Annotated in this window: 14 protein-coding genes; 12 read left to right on the top strand and 2 right to left on the bottom strand. The window is 68.8% G+C overall.

What is annotated here, in order from left to right; genetic code table 11:
• The first annotated feature begins 157 nt into the window (after positions 1-157).
• From EIZ44_RS06590 to EIZ44_RS06545, 10 genes are all read left to right on the top strand, one after another.
• Positions 158-1,831: a zf-HC2 domain-containing protein gene (locus EIZ44_RS06590; protein ID WP_134727993.1), complete on the top strand. Its 1,674-nt coding sequence runs from the start codon at positions 158-160 to the stop codon at positions 1,829-1,831.
• A 69-nt stretch (positions 1,832-1,900) separates the two neighbouring features.
• Complete coding sequence (locus EIZ44_RS06585) at positions 1,901-2,341, top strand: DUF983 domain-containing protein (protein ID WP_009085725.1); 441 nt, start codon at positions 1,901-1,903, stop codon at positions 2,339-2,341.
• A gap of 38 nt (positions 2,342-2,379) precedes the next feature.
• Positions 2,380-3,240, top strand: a complete 861-nt coding sequence (locus EIZ44_RS06580) for a DNA-formamidopyrimidine glycosylase family protein (RefSeq protein ID WP_037806953.1) — start codon at positions 2,380-2,382, stop codon at positions 3,238-3,240.
• 1,044 nt (positions 3,241-4,284) lie between these two features.
• Positions 4,285-5,589, top strand: a complete 1,305-nt coding sequence (locus tag EIZ44_RS06575) for a sensor histidine kinase (RefSeq protein WP_037806955.1) — start codon at positions 4,285-4,287, stop codon at positions 5,587-5,589.
• Positions 5,590-5,607: 18 nt separating this feature from the next.
• Positions 5,608-6,453: a S49 family peptidase gene (locus EIZ44_RS06570; RefSeq protein WP_134727992.1), complete on the top strand. Its 846-nt coding sequence runs from the start codon at positions 5,608-5,610 to the stop codon at positions 6,451-6,453.
• Positions 6,454-6,538: 85 nt separating this feature from the next.
• A complete protein-coding gene (locus EIZ44_RS06565) occupies positions 6,539-7,372 on the top strand; it encodes a LytR/AlgR family response regulator transcription factor (protein ID WP_167754006.1) in 834 nt (277 codons plus the stop codon).
• A 6-nt stretch (positions 7,373-7,378) separates the two neighbouring features.
• A complete protein-coding gene (locus EIZ44_RS06560) occupies positions 7,379-7,888 on the top strand; it encodes a hypothetical protein (RefSeq protein ID WP_037806959.1) in 510 nt (169 codons plus the stop codon).
• Positions 7,889-7,958: 70 nt separating this feature from the next.
• A complete protein-coding gene (locus tag EIZ44_RS06555; protein ID WP_037806961.1) occupies positions 7,959-9,749 on the top strand; it encodes a sodium/solute symporter in 1,791 nt (596 codons plus the stop codon).
• Between the two features lie 44 nt (positions 9,750-9,793).
• Positions 9,794-10,150, top strand: coding sequence for a rhodanese-like domain-containing protein (locus tag EIZ44_RS06550; RefSeq protein ID WP_037806963.1), 357 nt, complete (start codon positions 9,794-9,796; stop codon positions 10,148-10,150).
• A gap of 819 nt (positions 10,151-10,969) precedes the next feature.
• Positions 10,970-11,908, top strand: coding sequence for a DUF4328 domain-containing protein (locus EIZ44_RS06545; RefSeq protein WP_167754022.1), 939 nt, complete (start codon positions 10,970-10,972; stop codon positions 11,906-11,908).
• Here EIZ44_RS06545 and EIZ44_RS06540 read toward each other — a convergent pair.
• Positions 11,905-12,507, bottom strand: coding sequence for a TetR/AcrR family transcriptional regulator (locus EIZ44_RS06540; RefSeq protein ID WP_134727991.1), 603 nt, complete (start codon positions 12,505-12,507; stop codon positions 11,905-11,907). The two genes, EIZ44_RS06545 and EIZ44_RS06540, sit on opposite strands and share 4 nt — an antisense overlap.
• 96 nt (positions 12,508-12,603) lie before the next feature.
• On the opposite strand from EIZ44_RS06540, the gene EIZ44_RS06535 reads away from it, so the two are divergent.
• Positions 12,604-13,953, top strand: a complete 1,350-nt coding sequence (locus EIZ44_RS06535) for an MDR family MFS transporter (protein WP_134727990.1) — start codon at positions 12,604-12,606, stop codon at positions 13,951-13,953.
• Positions 13,950-14,765 carry a mycothiol conjugate amidase Mca gene (gene mca / locus EIZ44_RS06530; RefSeq protein ID WP_134727989.1) on the top strand — a complete coding sequence of 272 codons (816 nt, stop codon included), beginning with the start codon at positions 13,950-13,952 and terminating at the stop codon, positions 14,763-14,765. Before EIZ44_RS06535 ends, mca begins: the two co-directional genes overlap by 4 nt.
• A 51-nt stretch (positions 14,766-14,816) precedes the next feature.
• Here mca and EIZ44_RS06525 read toward each other — a convergent pair whose 3' ends face one another.
• Complete coding sequence (locus EIZ44_RS06525; protein ID WP_134727988.1) at positions 14,817-15,971, bottom strand: cytochrome P450; 1,155 nt, start codon at positions 15,969-15,971, stop codon at positions 14,817-14,819.
• Positions 15,972-16,042: the final 71 nt, after the last annotated feature.

The raw sequence follows: 16,042 nt of genomic DNA, 5'->3' as shown, positions 1-16,042 counted from the left end.
CACTTTCGGGGGCCCCGTTATTGGCGTGGACCTGCTGAGATGTGGTGCTTGCGCGTCACGTCGAGCGCACAAGGGGTGACGACGGGCGCTCTGCTCCGTATGGTGTCCCCAATCGACTTCAGTGGTGAGTCCTTCGGGGGAGGAGGTGCCTTGCCGGATGACCGAGCTGGGCACGGCGCCGCCACCAGCGGCCTCGGAATCCGACGAGCAGGCACTTTTGAAGCGGCTGCGCGACGGCGAGGATGCCGCGTTCGGGGAGTTGTTCGAGCTGCATGCCGCGGCCGTGCGCAGATTGGCGCAGAGTCTGGCGGCGGATCGTTCCGAAGCTGAAGACATCACAGCGGAGACTTTCTTCCGCGTGCTGCAGGCGTTGCGCCGCGGCGCGGGTCCGCGGGATTACATCCGGGCTTATTTGCTGACGGTCGCGCGCCGGGTGTCGTGGGAGTGGCATGGCGCTCGGCGCGATGTCCCGGTGACTGACGACGAGTTGACGTTCCGGGCGGGCGCCGGGGTGGACACGCCCGCGCGGACAGCTGAGCACACGTTGATCACGACGGCGTTCACGAGTTTGCCGGAGCGGTGGCGGACGGTGCTGTGGCAGACCGAGGTCGAGGGCGAGCAGCCGGCGATGGTGGCTCCGCATTTCGGCTTGTCGGCGAATGCGACGGCGGCGTTGGCGCGGCGGGCGCGGCAGGGGTTGCGGGCGGCGTATCTGCAGGCGCATTTGTCGGTGAACCGGGGTCCGGAGACGTGCCGCGCGGTGGTGGAGAAGCTGGGCGGGTTCACCGCGGGCAGCGTCACCGGCGCGGAGGCGGAACGGATCAAGGCGCATTTGCTGGGGTGTCCGTCGTGCCGGGCGACGCAGGACGAGCTGCGGGATGTGTGTTCGTCGTTGCGGGCGCATGCCGGGGTGCTGGTGCTCGCGGTGCCGGCGCTGGCCGGGGTCGGCAAGGCCGCTGGCGCGGTCGCGACGGTGAAGAGCGTGGTGTTCGGCTCGAAGGTGAAGGTGGGGCTGGCGCTGGCGTCGACCGCGGCGGCGGGTGCGGTGAGCTTGACCGCCGGTCCGCTGGTGTTCGGGTCGCATCCGGTGCAGGACGTCGGGTTGGGCGGGGGTGCGCCGGAGCTGGCGTTGCAGCCGCCGCAGCCGCCTCCGCCGCCGGCGCAGCAGGGTCCGCGGGTCATTTCCGGGCAGCTGAACGGCAGCGCGCGGCCCGCGCACGTGGGGGTTCATCCGGGGGTTTCGCAGCATTTGGGCGTGGCCGAGGTGCCGCATTTGCCGCCGGTGCATCAGGCGGCGTCCGGGGAGCAGTCCTCGTCGACGTCGGATTCGGCCGGGTCGACTGGTTCGACTGGTTCGACGCCGCGGGATGATCTTCCGAGCCAGGACGGCAGCCGTACGGAATCGCCGATGACGAGCCGGTCGTCGAGCACGGAGTCGCGGTCGGATCTGGACACGTCCACGAACTCGTCGAGCCCGGGCGTGCTGAGCACGACGACGGACGACACGAGTCCTTCGTCGTACGCTCCTCCGCCCTCGTCGTACGTGCCTTCGCCGGATTCGTACGTGCCGCCGTCGGTCACGACCACGCCGACCGGGTCGCGACACGACGCGTCGGCTGCTCCGCGGTCTTCCAGTTCGGCCGAGTCGTCCGACTGCCCGAAGTCTTCCAAGCCGGTCGAGTCGACCAAGTCTTCGAAGTCTGCCGAGTCTTCGAAGTCGGCCAAGACGGACTCCACGTCCGGGAACGATGTCACCGGTTCGGCCGATTCCTCAGCGGACGCAAGCTCCCGAACAGCCAAAACCCGGCAAACCGCCAGTAACTCTCAGTGAGCGCCTCGCGCTGGACGGCACGGTCACGGTAACGTTGAGCGAGTTCGACGTCGCCCGGGAGGCAACAGGATGAACCGGCTGGTGCGCGGCGAAGACGGTCGCCATTGGGTGGTCCGTGCCCAGATGGAGTGGCGGGCTCCCGCCACCGCTGACGATTTCGAACACGACGTCGCGGGCAGTTACGGACCTGGCATCGCGATGATCGTGGTCATGGGGTTCCTGGTGATCGCGCTGGTGGTCTGGACCCCGGATGTCGTGAAGGTGCCCGCGTGGGTGCTGCTGGCGTTGCTGCTGGTGGTGTTGTTCTTCCCGCTGCGGTGGATCCTGCGCCGCCCGTGGACGGTGGTCGCCGAGACCGAGGGCGACGTCGCGGGCGACCGGCCGTCGGAGCGCTGGGTCGGCACGATCCGCGGCATGTTCACCGTGTCCGGCGAGGTGAAGCGGATCTCGAAGACGATCCAGAGGCATTCGCTGCCGGACTTCGACGGTCCGCTGCACCCGGTCGAATAGACCTGGCCGGAACCGGGCCGGCGCGCGAGACTGGTGCCATGCCCGAGTTGCCCGAGGTCGAAGCACTGGCCCACCACCTGCGCGAACACGCCGTGGGAAGCACCGTTTTCCGGCTCGACGTCGCGTCGCTGAGCGTGCTGAAGACCGCGGTGCCGCCGTACACCGAGCTGCACGGCCGCGAAATCACCGACGCGACTCGGCACGGCAAGCATCTGGATGTCGTGCTGGGCGATTTGCACCTGGTGGTGCACCTGGCGCGCGCTGGCTGGCTGCGCTGGTCGGACGGGCTGTCCCCGGCTCCGTTGAAGCCGGGCAAGGGGCCGATCTCGCTGCGGGTGCATCTGGAGTCGGCTTCCGGTCCTGGCTTCGATCTCACCGAGGCGGGGACGAAGAAGGGCCTGGCGGTGTGGATCGTCGCGGACCCGTCCGAGGTGGCGAGCGTGGCGCGGCTGGGGCCGGACGCGCTGGCGATTGATGCTTCGCAGTTGCGGGAGTTGTTCCAGGGGAAGGGGACTCGGCTGAAGTGGGCGTTGACTGATCAGTCGTTGATCGCGGGGATCGGGAACGCTTATTCGGACGAGATCATGCATCGGGCGAAGTTGTCGCCTTATGCGACCGTGGGGAAGCTGGACGAGGGCGCGTTGGAGGTCCTGGCCGAGGCGATCCGCGAGGTGGAGACGGACGCTGTGTCGCGGTCGGTGGGGCAGAAGGCCGCGCGGTTGAAGGGGGAGAAGCGGTCTGGGCTGCGGGTGCATGCTCGGACTGGGCTTCCCTGCCCGGTTTGCGGGGATACTGTGCGGGAGATTTCGTTTGCGGATAAGTCGTTTCAGTATTGCGCGACTTGTCAGACTGGCGGGAAGCCGTTGGCTGATCGGCGGATGTCTCGGTTGTTGAAGTAGTTCTGCGTCTGTTGTGGGCGGCTCGTCGCCTGGCGGCGACATTGCTTTTGGGGAGTGCGGTGGGGCACCCCGAAGCTTGATTGTGATGACGGTCTGGGGGTGCTTGTCAAGGCTGGAAAGATGCCTTGACAAGCACCCCCAGACCGCATTTTGGCGTCGTATCGGGGTGCGGGGGTGGTGTGGGTGCACCGATCGTTGGGTGCATCGGCTGCGGTTGGTTCTCTGAATGCTTCGACGTCCGCATCGCGGGGCGTGGCCACGGAGAGACTTCGAGGCGGGTGGTGGGGCACCTGGTCTCGCGAGTGAAGGGCTCCTCCGGAGGGATTCTCTGCGTGCTTCGCGCCAAGATCATCGCGGTGTCGTGAGGGAACGCGGTGTCGTGAGGGAACAAGGTGGTTGTGAGGGAGTTGCACGGGTTGCGAGGGGCGCAGCGCGGGTGTCGTGAGGGGCCCCTTCAGGGAATCAGATTCCGTGAGGGTTCCCCTCACGACACTTGGCCGCACGCTCCGCGTGCGAGAAGCCGCTGACGAGGCAGCCAGCACTCGGCATTGCCGGGAGGGCCGCCCGCGGTTGCCGGGAGAGCGGCCCCGGGGTTCGAATCGCCGGGGGACGCCAGGCGAGCAGCCCGGGGGTCCGAATTGCCAGGAGGTCCGCCCGCGGTTGCCAGGACAGCCGCCCCGGGGCCCGAATTGCCGCGAAGGCCGCCCCCAGTTGCCAGGACAACCGGCCCCCAGGCCCGAATTGCCAGGAGGGCAGCGCCGAGCCCAAATTACCGGAAGGGCCGCCCCGCGAATCCATCCCGAAACCACTAAGAACCCTCATCCGCACTAGCAAGCAATGAAGGGTCCCTTCACCCCTAACGTTCCGTAGTCATGAAGGGTCCCTCCACTCCACCCATCGGCGCCCCACAGCCACCGCCACCACTCGAATGGCGCAAGATCCTCACGCTCACCGGGAGTGACGGTAGGGTTTGCCCACTCTCGGCGTCGCTACTGGACAGAAAGTGGGGAGCAGACCTTGCACCCGGTCGGTCGAGCGCAGAGCATGGACGTCGTGTCCGACTTCCCCTATGCGCTGGTCGTCCCGTGGGTTCTGGTCGGCATCCTGGTGATCGTGGTGCTGGTCCTCGCCTTCCGGGCGCGCCGGCCCAAGGGGGTCATCCAGGACGCCGTTCTCCAGGCCGTTCACCGGATGTCCAAGGCCACGCCCAACTTGCGGGCGGGGCTCGACGAGGAGGCCGCCAACCGGATGACGGCGGAGCTGCTCGAGGTGCTCGATTGTCTCGCCGTCGGCATCACCGACAGTGAAGGCACGCTGCTGTCCTGGGCGGGCGAGGCCACCGATCATTACCTGGACGTCGTCGAGGACATCGGGACCGCGTTGCGCAAGCACCGGCGCGCCGTCGCTGATCACAACAAGATGCCCTGCAATCACCGGGGCACCTGCAAGATGAAGACCGCCGCGATCGTTCCCATTCTTGTTGAGGGCGAGGCCGAGGCGACGCTGATCGTCGTCGGGCGCACGCGCGGCAAGCTGGTGCAGATGGCTGAGGCGGTGGGCCAGTTCGTCTGCACGCAGTTCGAGCTCGCGCGGCTTGAAGAATCGCGCAATCAGCTGCAGCAGGCGGAAATCAAAGCACTGCGCGCGCAGATCTCGCCGCACTTCGTCTACAACGCGCTCAACACCATCTCCGCGCTCATCCGCACCGATCCGGAGGAAGCGCGCGAACTCCTCCAAGACTTCGCGGACTTCACGCGCTACTCGTTCCGCACCTCCGGCATGTACACCACGCTCGCCGAGGAACTGCGCAACATCGACCGGTACCTGACCATCGAAAACGCGAGGTTCGGCGGCCGGCTCGAGGTGCGGATGAAGATCGCGCCCGAGGTGCTCAGCGTCGTCGTGCCGTTCCTGATCATTCAGCCGCTCGTCGAGAACGCCGTCAAACACGGTCTGGCCAGCAAGCCGAGCGGCGGGTGCGTCACGGTGATCGCGCGGGACGATGGGCACGAAGCGCTGATCACGGTCGAGGACGACGGCATCGGCATGGACCCGCGGCAGCTCACCGATCTGCGCAACGCGCATCGCACCGGTGCGCACGTCGGGCTCGGCAACATCAACCAGCGCATGCGGCAGGTGTTCGGCGAGGATTACGCGCTCACCGTCGAGACCGCGCCCGGGGCGGGGATGAAGGTCGCGTTGCGGGTGCCGAAGTTCAAGCTCGGCGTGCGGCCGAACATGCCGGACTACTCCGCTGACGTGCCGCAGCAGCCGATGGCTCCGGTCGAGCCGGAACCGGAACCCGACGGAGTGCACGGCTCGCGTTCGGGAATGCTGCCCGCGCACTGAACTGGTTAGCCTGGGCAGATGAGCGTGACCGACAAGCTGACTTCCCGCCTTCCCGTGCTCGGCGACCGGGGCGACCGCAAGGACGTGGTCGCCGTCGTGAAGCTGCACGGGGTGATCACGCCGTCGCCGTCGCCGCTGGCTCGCGGTGCGATCAACCTCGGCGCCGTCGAATCCGCGCTCACCAGGGCGTTCGCGCACGACCGGCTCAAGGCCGTCGCGTTGCAGATCAACTCGCCGGGCGGTGCGCCGACGCAGTCCGGGCTGGTCGCGGAGCGGGTCCGGCAGCTGGCCGACGAAAAGGGCGTGCCCGTCCTCGCCTTCGCCGAGGACATCGCCGCTTCCGGCGGGTACTGGCTGGCCTGCGCGGCCGACGAGATCTACGCGCACCGGACGTCCATGGTCGGCTCGATCGGCGTCATCAGCGGCGGCTTCGGGTTCACCGGGCTGCTCGAACGCTTCGGCATCGAGCGCAGGCTGCACACCGCGGGCGCGAACAAATCGCGGCTCGACCCGTTCAGCCCGGAGAAGCCCGAGGACGTCGAGTGGCTGAAAAACATGCACAGCCAGCTGCACGAACTGTTCGTCGAATGGGTCAAGGAACGGCGCGGCGACCGGCTCACCGATTCCACCGATCTGTTCACCGGGGACGTCTGGCTCGGACAAAAAGCCGTCGACCTCGGGCTCGTCGACGGGCTCGGTTCGCTGCGCGAGATCGTCCGCAAGCGGTACCCGGACGCCGAGATTTCCGTGGCGGAGCCGAAGAAACCGCTGCTCGCCCGGCTCGGGATCGGGGCGCCCGCGGCGGCGAGCGCGCTGCTGGACGCGGTGACCACGAAGGCGGCCTGGTCGCGTTTCGGGCTCTGACCGGAGGTGAGCGGCGACTCCGGTACGCCACTCACAAGCGGTACTCTCGGCTGGGGTCTGGACAATGCACCTCGCAATCGGCAGGATGCGTCTCACTGTGAGTGCTCACGACGACACCCGGAAACTCATCGTCCTTGCCGTGGACGACGAGCTGGCCGGGCTGGACGAACTCAGCCACGGACTCCAGAACAACCCGCACATCCACCGCGTTTTCCAGGCCTCGGACGCCTCCGACGCGCTGCGGCTGTTCTCGCACGACGACCCGGAACTGGCTGCCCGGCGGGCAAGCGGCCTGCCGACGGTCGACGCCGTGTTCGCCGACATCGACATGCCCGGCCTGTCCGGCATGGAGATGTCGCGCGTGATCGCGGCGATGAACCCGTCGCCGGTACTGGTGTTCGTCACCGGGCACGCCGAGGAAGCAGTGAACGCGTTCGACCTCGGCGCGGTCGACTACGTCCTCAAGCCGTTCCAGCAGGACCGGCTCGACCGGTCGGTCGCGCGGGTGCGCGAGAAGCTGGCCACGGTCACGGGCCCGCCCGCCGGCCAGGGCGGGGCCGAGCCGGTGAAGACCGACGACGAGGTCATCCCGGTCGAACTGGCGGGCACCACGAAGCTGATCCCGCGCTCGTCGGTCCGCTGGGTGGAAGCGCAGGGCGACTACGCGCGACTGTTCACCACCGAGGGCAGCCACCTCGTCCGGATCCCGCTCGCCCAGCTGGAAGAACGCTGGGAGAAGGCCGGATTCGTGCGGATTCACCGGTCCTTCCTGGTCGCGCTGCCGCTGATCACCGAAATGCGGATGGGCCAGGGCGGCTACCAGGTCGTGATCGGCAACGAGGAGAAAGTGCTGCCGGTCAGCCGCAGGCACACCCGGGCGCTGAAGGACCGCATCGTCGGTTCCGGCCGGGGCGGCTAGCCGTCGATGTCCTCGCCCGAAGACCCCTACCACCGGCTCGAGAACGGAGTCCGCAAACCGGACCCGACGCTGGGCGTGCGGCCGGAGGACCGCGCGGTGGTCGAACCGGTGCCGCCCGCTCCCGAACCGGTCCCGCGCTCCAGCGAACCCGCGCACGTGCGGCCGAAACGGGAACGCGTGGTGCTCGCCGATTCGCGGCAGTCGTCGGCGCGGATGCGCGGGCGGGTCGAGCTGGAAGAACAGACCAGCTGGGGAAAACTGCTGGTCCGCGACCTGGTGAAGGTCCAGTTGCGCACGTCGGTGTGGCTGGCGGTGCTCGTGCTGGTCGTGCTCGGGATGCTGCCCGCGCTGTTCTATTTCCTCCCCGCGGTCGCGCGGTTCACCGTGATCGGCATCCCGATCCCGTGGCTCGTGCTCGGCCTGCTTCCGTTCCCGTTCCTTTTCGCCGTCGGCCTCTGGTACAACCGGCTCGCCGAGCGGCACGAACGCGACTTCGTCGACATGATCGAGAACTGACCCGCGCGGGGGATGCGTTCGCTGGTGGCGGCGCGTCCCGGAAGCGTGCGGTCGTGCGAGGATTCACGCCGTGCAGCTGACCCCGTGGACGTTGACCGGCCTCGCGCTGGTCGCCTTCGCGACTTACTACCTTGGCTTCCGTTCGTCGCGCGGGGCCACCAGCACGCACGACTTCCTCGTCGCCCGCCGAACCGTGCGCTCCAGCCGCAACGCGGCGGCGATCTCCGGCGAATACCTGTCCGCGGCGTCGTTCCTCGGTGTCGCGGGCATGGTGCTCAAACAGGGCGCCGACGCGACCTGGTACCCGATCGGTTTCACCGCCGGGTATCTCGCATTGATGCTGTTCGTCGCCGCGCCACTGCGCCGATCCGGTGCGTACACGCTGCCGGACTTCGTGGAGGCCCGGCTCGGTTCGCGAGGCCTGCGCCGCTTCGCGACCGCGGGCGCGGTGTTCATCGGGATTCTGTACATGGTCCCGCAGTTGCAGGCCGCCGGTTTGACGCTCGCGCAGATCGTTCCGGTGCCGGCGTGGGCGGGCGCGCTGCTCGTCATCGTCCTGGTCGCGGTCAACGTGATCTCCGGCGGGATGCGCGCGATCACCGTGGTCCAGGCGTTCCAGTACTGGCTGAAGCTGTTCGCGATCGCCGTGCCGACTTTCGTGCTGTGCATGGTTTTCTTTGCCGGCGGCGGCCCGGGCGGCGTGCGTGCGCTCGGTGCGCCCGCGCCGCCGGTGTTCCCGTCGGACACCAAGGTGACGGTGCAGACCGATGTCACCGTGAAGGTCACCACCGAGACGTTCTTCTACGCACACGGCCACATCGACGACGGTCCCGCGGGCGGCATGGCGCGCTGGTCGCCGCTCGTGCCGCACAAGGTGTCCGCGGGGACGACGCTGGAATTCGCCGCGGGAACGCCGGTGCCGGTCGTGAGCGACGCGCCCACGTCGAACGACGCGTGGCTGCATCCGGCGTCGAACGGCATCACCGACCTGCTGCAGACGTACTCGCTGATCTTCGCGCTGTTCCTCGGCACCATGGGCCTGCCGCACGTGCTGGTCCGCTTCTACACCAACCCCGACGGCAAGGCCGCGCGCCGCACCACCGTGCACGTCCTCCTGCTGCTCGGGCTGTTCTACCTGTTCCCGACGATGTTGGGCGCGCTCTCCCGGATGTATGTGCCGCAACTGCTGCTCACCGGCAACACCGACGCGGCCGTGCTGTTGCTGCCGACCGCGGTGCTGCCGGGCTGGCCAGGGCAGATCCTCGCCGCGGTGACGGCTGCGGGCGCATTCGCGGCATTCCTCTCGAGCTGCTCGGGCCTGCTGGTGAGCGTGGCCGGCGTGGTGTCGACGGATCTGCTGCCGGGACGGGTCAAGGACTTCCGGGTCGCGGCGTTGCTGGTCGCGATCTGCCCGATGGCGCTCACGCTGATCTTCCGCACCGAGGACATCTCGCTCTCGATCGGGATGACGTTCGCGCTCGCCGCGTCCACATTCAGTCCGCTGCTGCTGCTCGGCATCTGGTGGCGCAAGCTCAGCTGGCCGGGCGCGCTGGCGGGAATGGTCGTCGGCGGCGGGATGGTGCTCGGCGCGCTGGCGTACAACATCGTGTGCGAGTACACCGGGGACAAGATGCCGTGGTTCACCATTCAGCCCGCGCTGATCTCGGTGCCCTCGGCGTTCCTGGCGACCTACGTGGTGAGCAGGCTGACCAGGTCCGGCCGCCCGGAACTGGTGAACGACATCATGCTGCGCCTGCACGCCCCCGACCCGCTCGGCCTGATGCGCGACCGCGCGGTCGCCCGGTTCGGCCAGGCCGACGAGAAACTGCGGGCCGGCCGGGGACGCCACCGCAAGGCTTAGCGGTTAGCGTTCCTCACACGCGTACAACGTCCTGACATGGGAGCATGGAACCTGTGGTGAGCCCTGCTGAAATTCCGACCGCTGAAGTCCGCGACCTGCCCGCGGACGTCGCACTGCTCGACGTCCGCGAGGACGACGAGTGGGCCGCCGGGCACGCCCCCGCCGCGGTGCACATCCCGCTCGGCGAACTGCCCGCGCGAGTCGGCGAACTCGCCGAATTCCCCGAGGACAACCCGGTCTACGTCATCTGCCGCTCCGGCGGCCGCTCGGCGCGCGCCGCGGCCTGGCTGAACGCGAGCGGCTGGGACGCGGTCAACGTCGCGGGCGGAATGGGAGCCTGGGCGCGCGAAGGCCGCCGCATGGTGAGCGAAAACCCCGACGCTGAACCCGAGGTTCTCTGACGGATGCCTGCCCAGTCTGTTCCCGAGCCGCCGGAATCCTCGGATCCGGCGTCGTTCGTGCCTGGCTTCGGCCGGGACGAGGGGGACGGTGCCCCGCCGGTTGACGCAGGTCACGGCGGGGTTGGGCACGGTTCTCCCGGCACTGGCACTGGCACCGGCACCGGCACCGGGGCTGGGGTTGGGCACGTCGGGCCGGGCGCTCCGGCTGGCGGACCTGTCCCCGGTTGGGCTGGCTCGGTGCCGCAGTTCGGCGCGCAATCGCATTCTGGCCAGCCCAGCGGCGGGCAACAGGGTGCGCAGCCGTATCCCGGTCAGCAAGGTGGTGCCGCGCAGCCCGGGCAGCCCGGCATGGTGCCGCAACCCGGTGCCGCGCAGCCTGGAGAGCCGGGTCTGGCACCGCAGCCTGGTGCCGCATCGCATGGGCAACCGGGCCTGGCACCGCAGCCCGGTGCCGCATCGCATGGGCAACCGGGCCTGGCACCGCAGCCCGGGCAGCCAGGCCAGGCATCGCAGCTCGGCGAGCAGGGTGGTGCCGCGCAGCTTGGGCAGCCCGGCACAGCGCCGCAGCCCGGACAGCCGGGCGCTGCCGTATCGCCCGGGCAGCCAGGCCCGCCACCGCAATCCGGCCACCAGGGTGGTCCCGCGCCGCATGGGCAGTCGGGCCCGCCGCCGCAACCCGGCCATTGGGCACCGCAGCAAGCCGGGGCGGTGCATCCTGGCCAGCAGTTCGCCCAGCCGTACCAGCAGCAGTACCCGGCGCAGGTCTACCCGCCGCACCCCGCGTTCGCGCGCCCGTTCACCGCTGCTCCGCAAGGTCCGATCCACCGGCCCGCGCCGCAGCAACCGCAGGCGAGTCCGCCGAAGCGGGCGGCCAAGTTGCGTTGGGTCGCGTCCCCGCCGCCGAGTGTCGTTCGTCGTCGGCGTGCCGTGCCCGCGACGCCCTACTCCGGTCCGCCGTCCTATCCGGTGCCGCCGCGCTGGGGGTTCCCGAACCTGACCTGGCGCCGGCCGACGAACGTGCCCGGCACCGCGTCCGGCGAAATCCGGCCGATCGACCGGATCCCGGTGCTCGCGCGGAGCCTCACCACGATCCTCTGGACTTTCGCCGTTCTCGCCGTGATCGCGGCCGGGGCGGAGATCTGGCGGTACGCGCTCCTCGTGGAGAGCCGCGATTCCGCGCTGAACAGCAGCGTCGTCGGGTTCTCCGACGCGTTCGTCATGCTCGCCGGCCTGCTCACCACGATCTTTTCGCTGCTCCCCGCCGGGCTCTCGGTCTGGTGGCTGCTGGTCGCCCGGCAGGCGGCTGCCGACGAGGCCGATGAAGCGCCGCCGCGGCCGGTCTGGCAGGTGCTCGTGGGCGTGCTGGTGCCGATCGTGAACCTGCCGCTCGCGCTATCCGTGGTCAGCGAGCTGGAGCACGCCGTGCTCCGCCGGTCCCGCGACAAGCGGCCGAAGCCGTCGCGGCTCGTGCTCGGCTGGTGGGGTGCGTGGGTGGCGAACTGGGTCCTGTTGATCGTCACGATCATCTGGCGGATCCGGCCGGGCGTGCAGGCGATGGCGGACAGCGTCCTGCTGGTCGCGTTCACCGACCTCGCCGCGGCCGTGCTCGCGATCGGTACCGCGCTGGTGATCCGGCGGTTCTCGGATCTGCTGATGCCGATCGCCCCGGAACGTCTGCGCGACTTCCGCGTGCTCAAGATCGAAGGCGCGCCGGAGCCGGAGCTGCGGACCGCGCGTCCGGTCGGCGCTGCGCGTTAAAGGTCGCCGAGCGCCGGTTCCAGCTGGCCGAACGCGACCGCCGCGGAATCCCGGATCTGCTCCACCAGATCGTCCGGCTTGACGTCCTGCCAGGTCAGCCGCCAGACGTCGTCGAGAAGAAGCCGCAGCACTGACGTGAGGTGCGCCCCGGCCGTCCGCGACAGCATCTCCCGGTCCGGATGCCGGTCGAGCAGCGCGGCGGAGAGCTCGAATTCCCGGTCGACGTGCATGTCCCGGAGCGCGGACGTGAGGCGTTCGCTCTGGCGCACCATCCGGACGAAGGACACGTCCGCGAACCCGAGCAACGCGCTCGCCTTGTCCAGCTCCGCGAAGCACCCGTCCCGTACGGCGATCAGCGCCGGCGTGTCCGGGTCGGCCCGGACCAGGTTCGCCGGCCAGTCCACGAAGTCGTTCCGGATGTCGAAGACCAGGTCTTCCTTCCGGCTGAAGTGATTCGTGACGGTCATCTTGGCGACTCGCGCCGCCTCCGCGACCTCGGCGATCGTCACCTGGTCGAACCCGCGCTGGATGAACAGCCGCGTCGCCACCGCCGAGATCGTCTGCCGCGTCTCCAGCTTCTTCTGCTCCCTGAGGCTCATCCCGCCCAGTGTACTAGGTCCGACCTAAAATTGTGCTTGACCCATTAACTAGGTTCGACCTAATCTCAGGTCCGACCTAATGAAGGGGGTGAGGCAATGACCACGCAGCTTCCGGCGGCTCCGGTCTCCGATGCCGGGCTTCGCCGGCTCGGCGGGGTGCTGATCCTGGGCGCGGTGCTGTCGATCCTCGACGCGACGATCGTGTCGGTCGGGATCGGCGTGATGGCGCGTGATCTGGACAGTTCGCTGCCGACCGTGCAGTGGGTGGCCAGCGCGTACCTGCTGGCCGCCTCGCTGACCATTCCGCTGTCCGGCTGGCTTTCCGACCGGTTCGGCGGCCGTCAGGTGTGGATCGCGGCCGTCGGGCTGTTCACGCTGGGGACGGTGCTGTGCGGGTTCGCCTGGTCGGCTCCGGCGCTGATCGCGTTCCGCGTGCTGCATGGTCTAGGCGGCGGTCTCATGCAACCGGTCGGCCAGGCGATTTTCGCGCAGGCGGCCGGTCCGCGACTGGGCCGGATGATCGGCGTCGTCACGCTGCCCGCGACCGTCGCGCCGGTGCTCGGCCCGATGCTCGGCGGTGCGCTCGTCCAGGACCTCGGCTGGCGCTGGCTGTTCTTCGGGCTCGTGCCGTTCGGCGTCGCCACCTTGCTGCTCGCCGTCCGGGTGCTGCCGCGCGAGGAACCCGCTGGCACGCGCGATCCGCTCGACGTCCGCGGCCTCCTGCTGCTCCCGCCGGGACTCGGCGCGCTCGGCTACGGCCTAGGCGAAGGTTCCAACACATTCGCCATCGCCGGTGCCGTGCTGCTGATCGCGTACGCCTGGCACGCTCGGCGCGCGCAATCGCCGCTGCTTGATCTGAAGTTGTTCGCGCACAAGGCTTTCACTGTCGCGAGCGCGAGCACCTTCTTGCTGGGCGCGTCGCTGTACAGCTCAATGTTGCTGCTTCCGCTTTACTACCAACAAATCCAGCACACGTCCGCCTTCGCCGCTGGACTCCTGCTCGCGCCACAGGCATTGGGATCAGCCGTCGTCCTTATCGCGGGCGGAAAGTTGCTGAACCGCTTCGGCTCGCGAACCGTCATGCTCACCGGCATCGGGTTGTCGCTCGTGGGCACGGTCGCTTTCACTCAGCTCGGCGATTCCCCCAGCCCGACCCTGTTGACAATTTCGCTGCTGATCCGTGGGTTCGGCCTAGGCGCGACCACGACGCCCGGGATGACGATGCTCTACACCTCGCTGGAACGCAGCCAAATCCCGCGTGCGGCGAGCGCGATCAACGTCGTCAACCGCATCGGCGGCTCGCTGGGCACGGCGCTTCTGGTGGCGGTTCTGCACGCGCAACCACCCGGTGCCGCCGCGTTCGGCACCACGTTCACCTGGGCACTTGGCCTTTCCCTGCTGAGCTTTGTCCCCGCTCTCTTCTTCCCGAAAGGAAACCGCGCATGACGCTCCGCCTCTTGGCCGTGCACGCCCACCCCGACGACGAATCAAGCAAAGGCGCCGCGACTCTGGCCCGCTACGCAGCCGAGGGCGTCGACGTCCTGGTAGCCACCTGCACCGGCGGCGAACGCGGCGATGTGCTCAACCCAACTTTGGACCGAGAGGACGTCCGGCGGGATCTGCCTGCCATCCGTCGGCGGGAAATGGCTGACGCGGCAAGGATTCTTGGCATCCGCCAGACATTCCTCGGCCACGTCGACTCGGGTTTGGCCACGCCTTCCCCGGCTGGCAGCTTCGCGGAGATTCCCTTGGCGGAGGCGACAAAGCCGTTGTTGGAGCTGATGCGGGAATTCCGTCCACAGGTGGTGGTCACCTATGACGAGACTGGCGGTTATCCACACCCCGACCACATCCGCACGCATGAGGTCACCACCACGGCGTTCGACGAATCCGACGACGGCAGTCCGCGCAAGCTCTACTACCTGGCCACCCTCAGCCGATCCTGGTTCGCAGCCATGCACGAGGCGACGATCGCGGCTGGTGAGGAGTCGTTGATGGGCCCGGTTCTGGACGAACTGCCGCCGACGGACGTGCTCACCGTGACCGCCCGCGTCCGCTGCGAAGAACACTTCGCGACCCGGGACGCGGCGTTGCGCGCGCACGCCACGCAGATGGATCCGGGGCATCCGTTTTTCGCTCACTCGCGCGAGATCGAGCGAAAGACTTGGCCCTGGGAGGATTACCACCTTGCCCGCACGAACGGTTCCGTCGCGCCAGCCGCCGGGTTGGAGGACGACTTGTTCGCGGGCTTGCGCTGAGGTGTTGTCGTGAGCGACGTTGCCGGTTAGATGCCGCTCACGAGCCCTGCCTCAGGCGGTCACCGGCAAAGTCCGCAATCCGCGGATCACGAACTCCGGCCTCCGCTCCGGCTCCGCGGCGAGCCGCAACTCCGGAAGCCGCTTCGTCAACGCCGTCAACGCGGCCGCGATCTCCACCCGGGCCAGCGGTGCCCCGACGCAGTAATGGATCCCCATCCCGAAACCGAGGTGCGCGTTCGGCGACCGGCCCACATCGAGGGTGTCCGGGGCGTCGAACACCTTCGGATCGCGTGCCGCAGCACCCAGCAGCGCGCCGATCTTCGAGCCCTTCGCGACCCGGTGACCAGCGATTTCCACGTCCTCGGTCGCCGTGCGCTCGAACAACTGCAACGGAGAATCGAAGCGGATCAGTTCTTCCACAGCCGAGTCCAGCAACGTTGGGTCGGACCTAAGCCGCTCCCATTCCGGGTAGTGGGTGAGCAGTGCGGTCACCCCGTTGCCGATCACGTTCACCGTCGCCTCGTGCCCGGCCATCAACAACAACACCGCGGTGGCGACGACCTCGTCGGGGGTCAGTTCGCTCGCGGTCAGGTCCCGGACGATGCCGCGAGGGGAGCCGGCGACGACCTCGCGCAGGTACGCCACGAAATCGGCCGCGGCCTGCTCGGCGGCGTCGCGGCCGTCCTCGGAGAGGCCGTATTCGTACATCTTCACGATGGCGTTGCTCCACGTCACCAGCTGCGCGCCGTCCGACGTCGGGACGCCGAGCAGTTCGGCGATGACCGCGACCGGCAGTGGTTGCGCGAGGTGTTCGAGCAGGTCCGCGCTGCCGTCGGCGGCGATTTTCGCGGCCAGGGTGTCCACCATGGACTCCGCGAGTTCCGCGACCATCGGACGCAGCCGCTGCACGTGGCCCCGGCCGAATTCGCCCGCGATGACGCGGCGCAGGCGGGTGTGCGCCGGCGGTTCGTTCTCCAGCAACGAGTTGCGGTGCAGCAGGTTGAACGACGCGAACCGTTCGAGCGGCTGCGCGTCGGTCCAGATGCGGCCGAGCCCGCGGTGCCGGAGCACGGCGGCGGACGCGGCGTGCGAAACCGTGATTGCGATGCCGAGGCCGTCGTGCTGGTGCACCTCGCCTTCGGCGCGCAGCGCGGCGAACGCGGGGTACGGGTCGGCGAGGAAGGCGGGATCGCGAGGGTCGAACACGAGCTGACTCTAACCCGCGAGCCTGGACGGCCGGTCCCTTCGATAGCGTCTGACATCGAGTTCCGAGGAGG

The sequence above is a fragment of the Amycolatopsis nivea genome, from assembly GCF_004522235.1.
GTDB classification, from domain to species: domain Bacteria; phylum Actinomycetota; class Actinomycetes; order Mycobacteriales; family Pseudonocardiaceae; genus Amycolatopsis; species Amycolatopsis nivea.
Note: the sequence above shows the minus strand (reverse complement) of the source record. Positions and strands in the feature narration are given on the sequence as shown.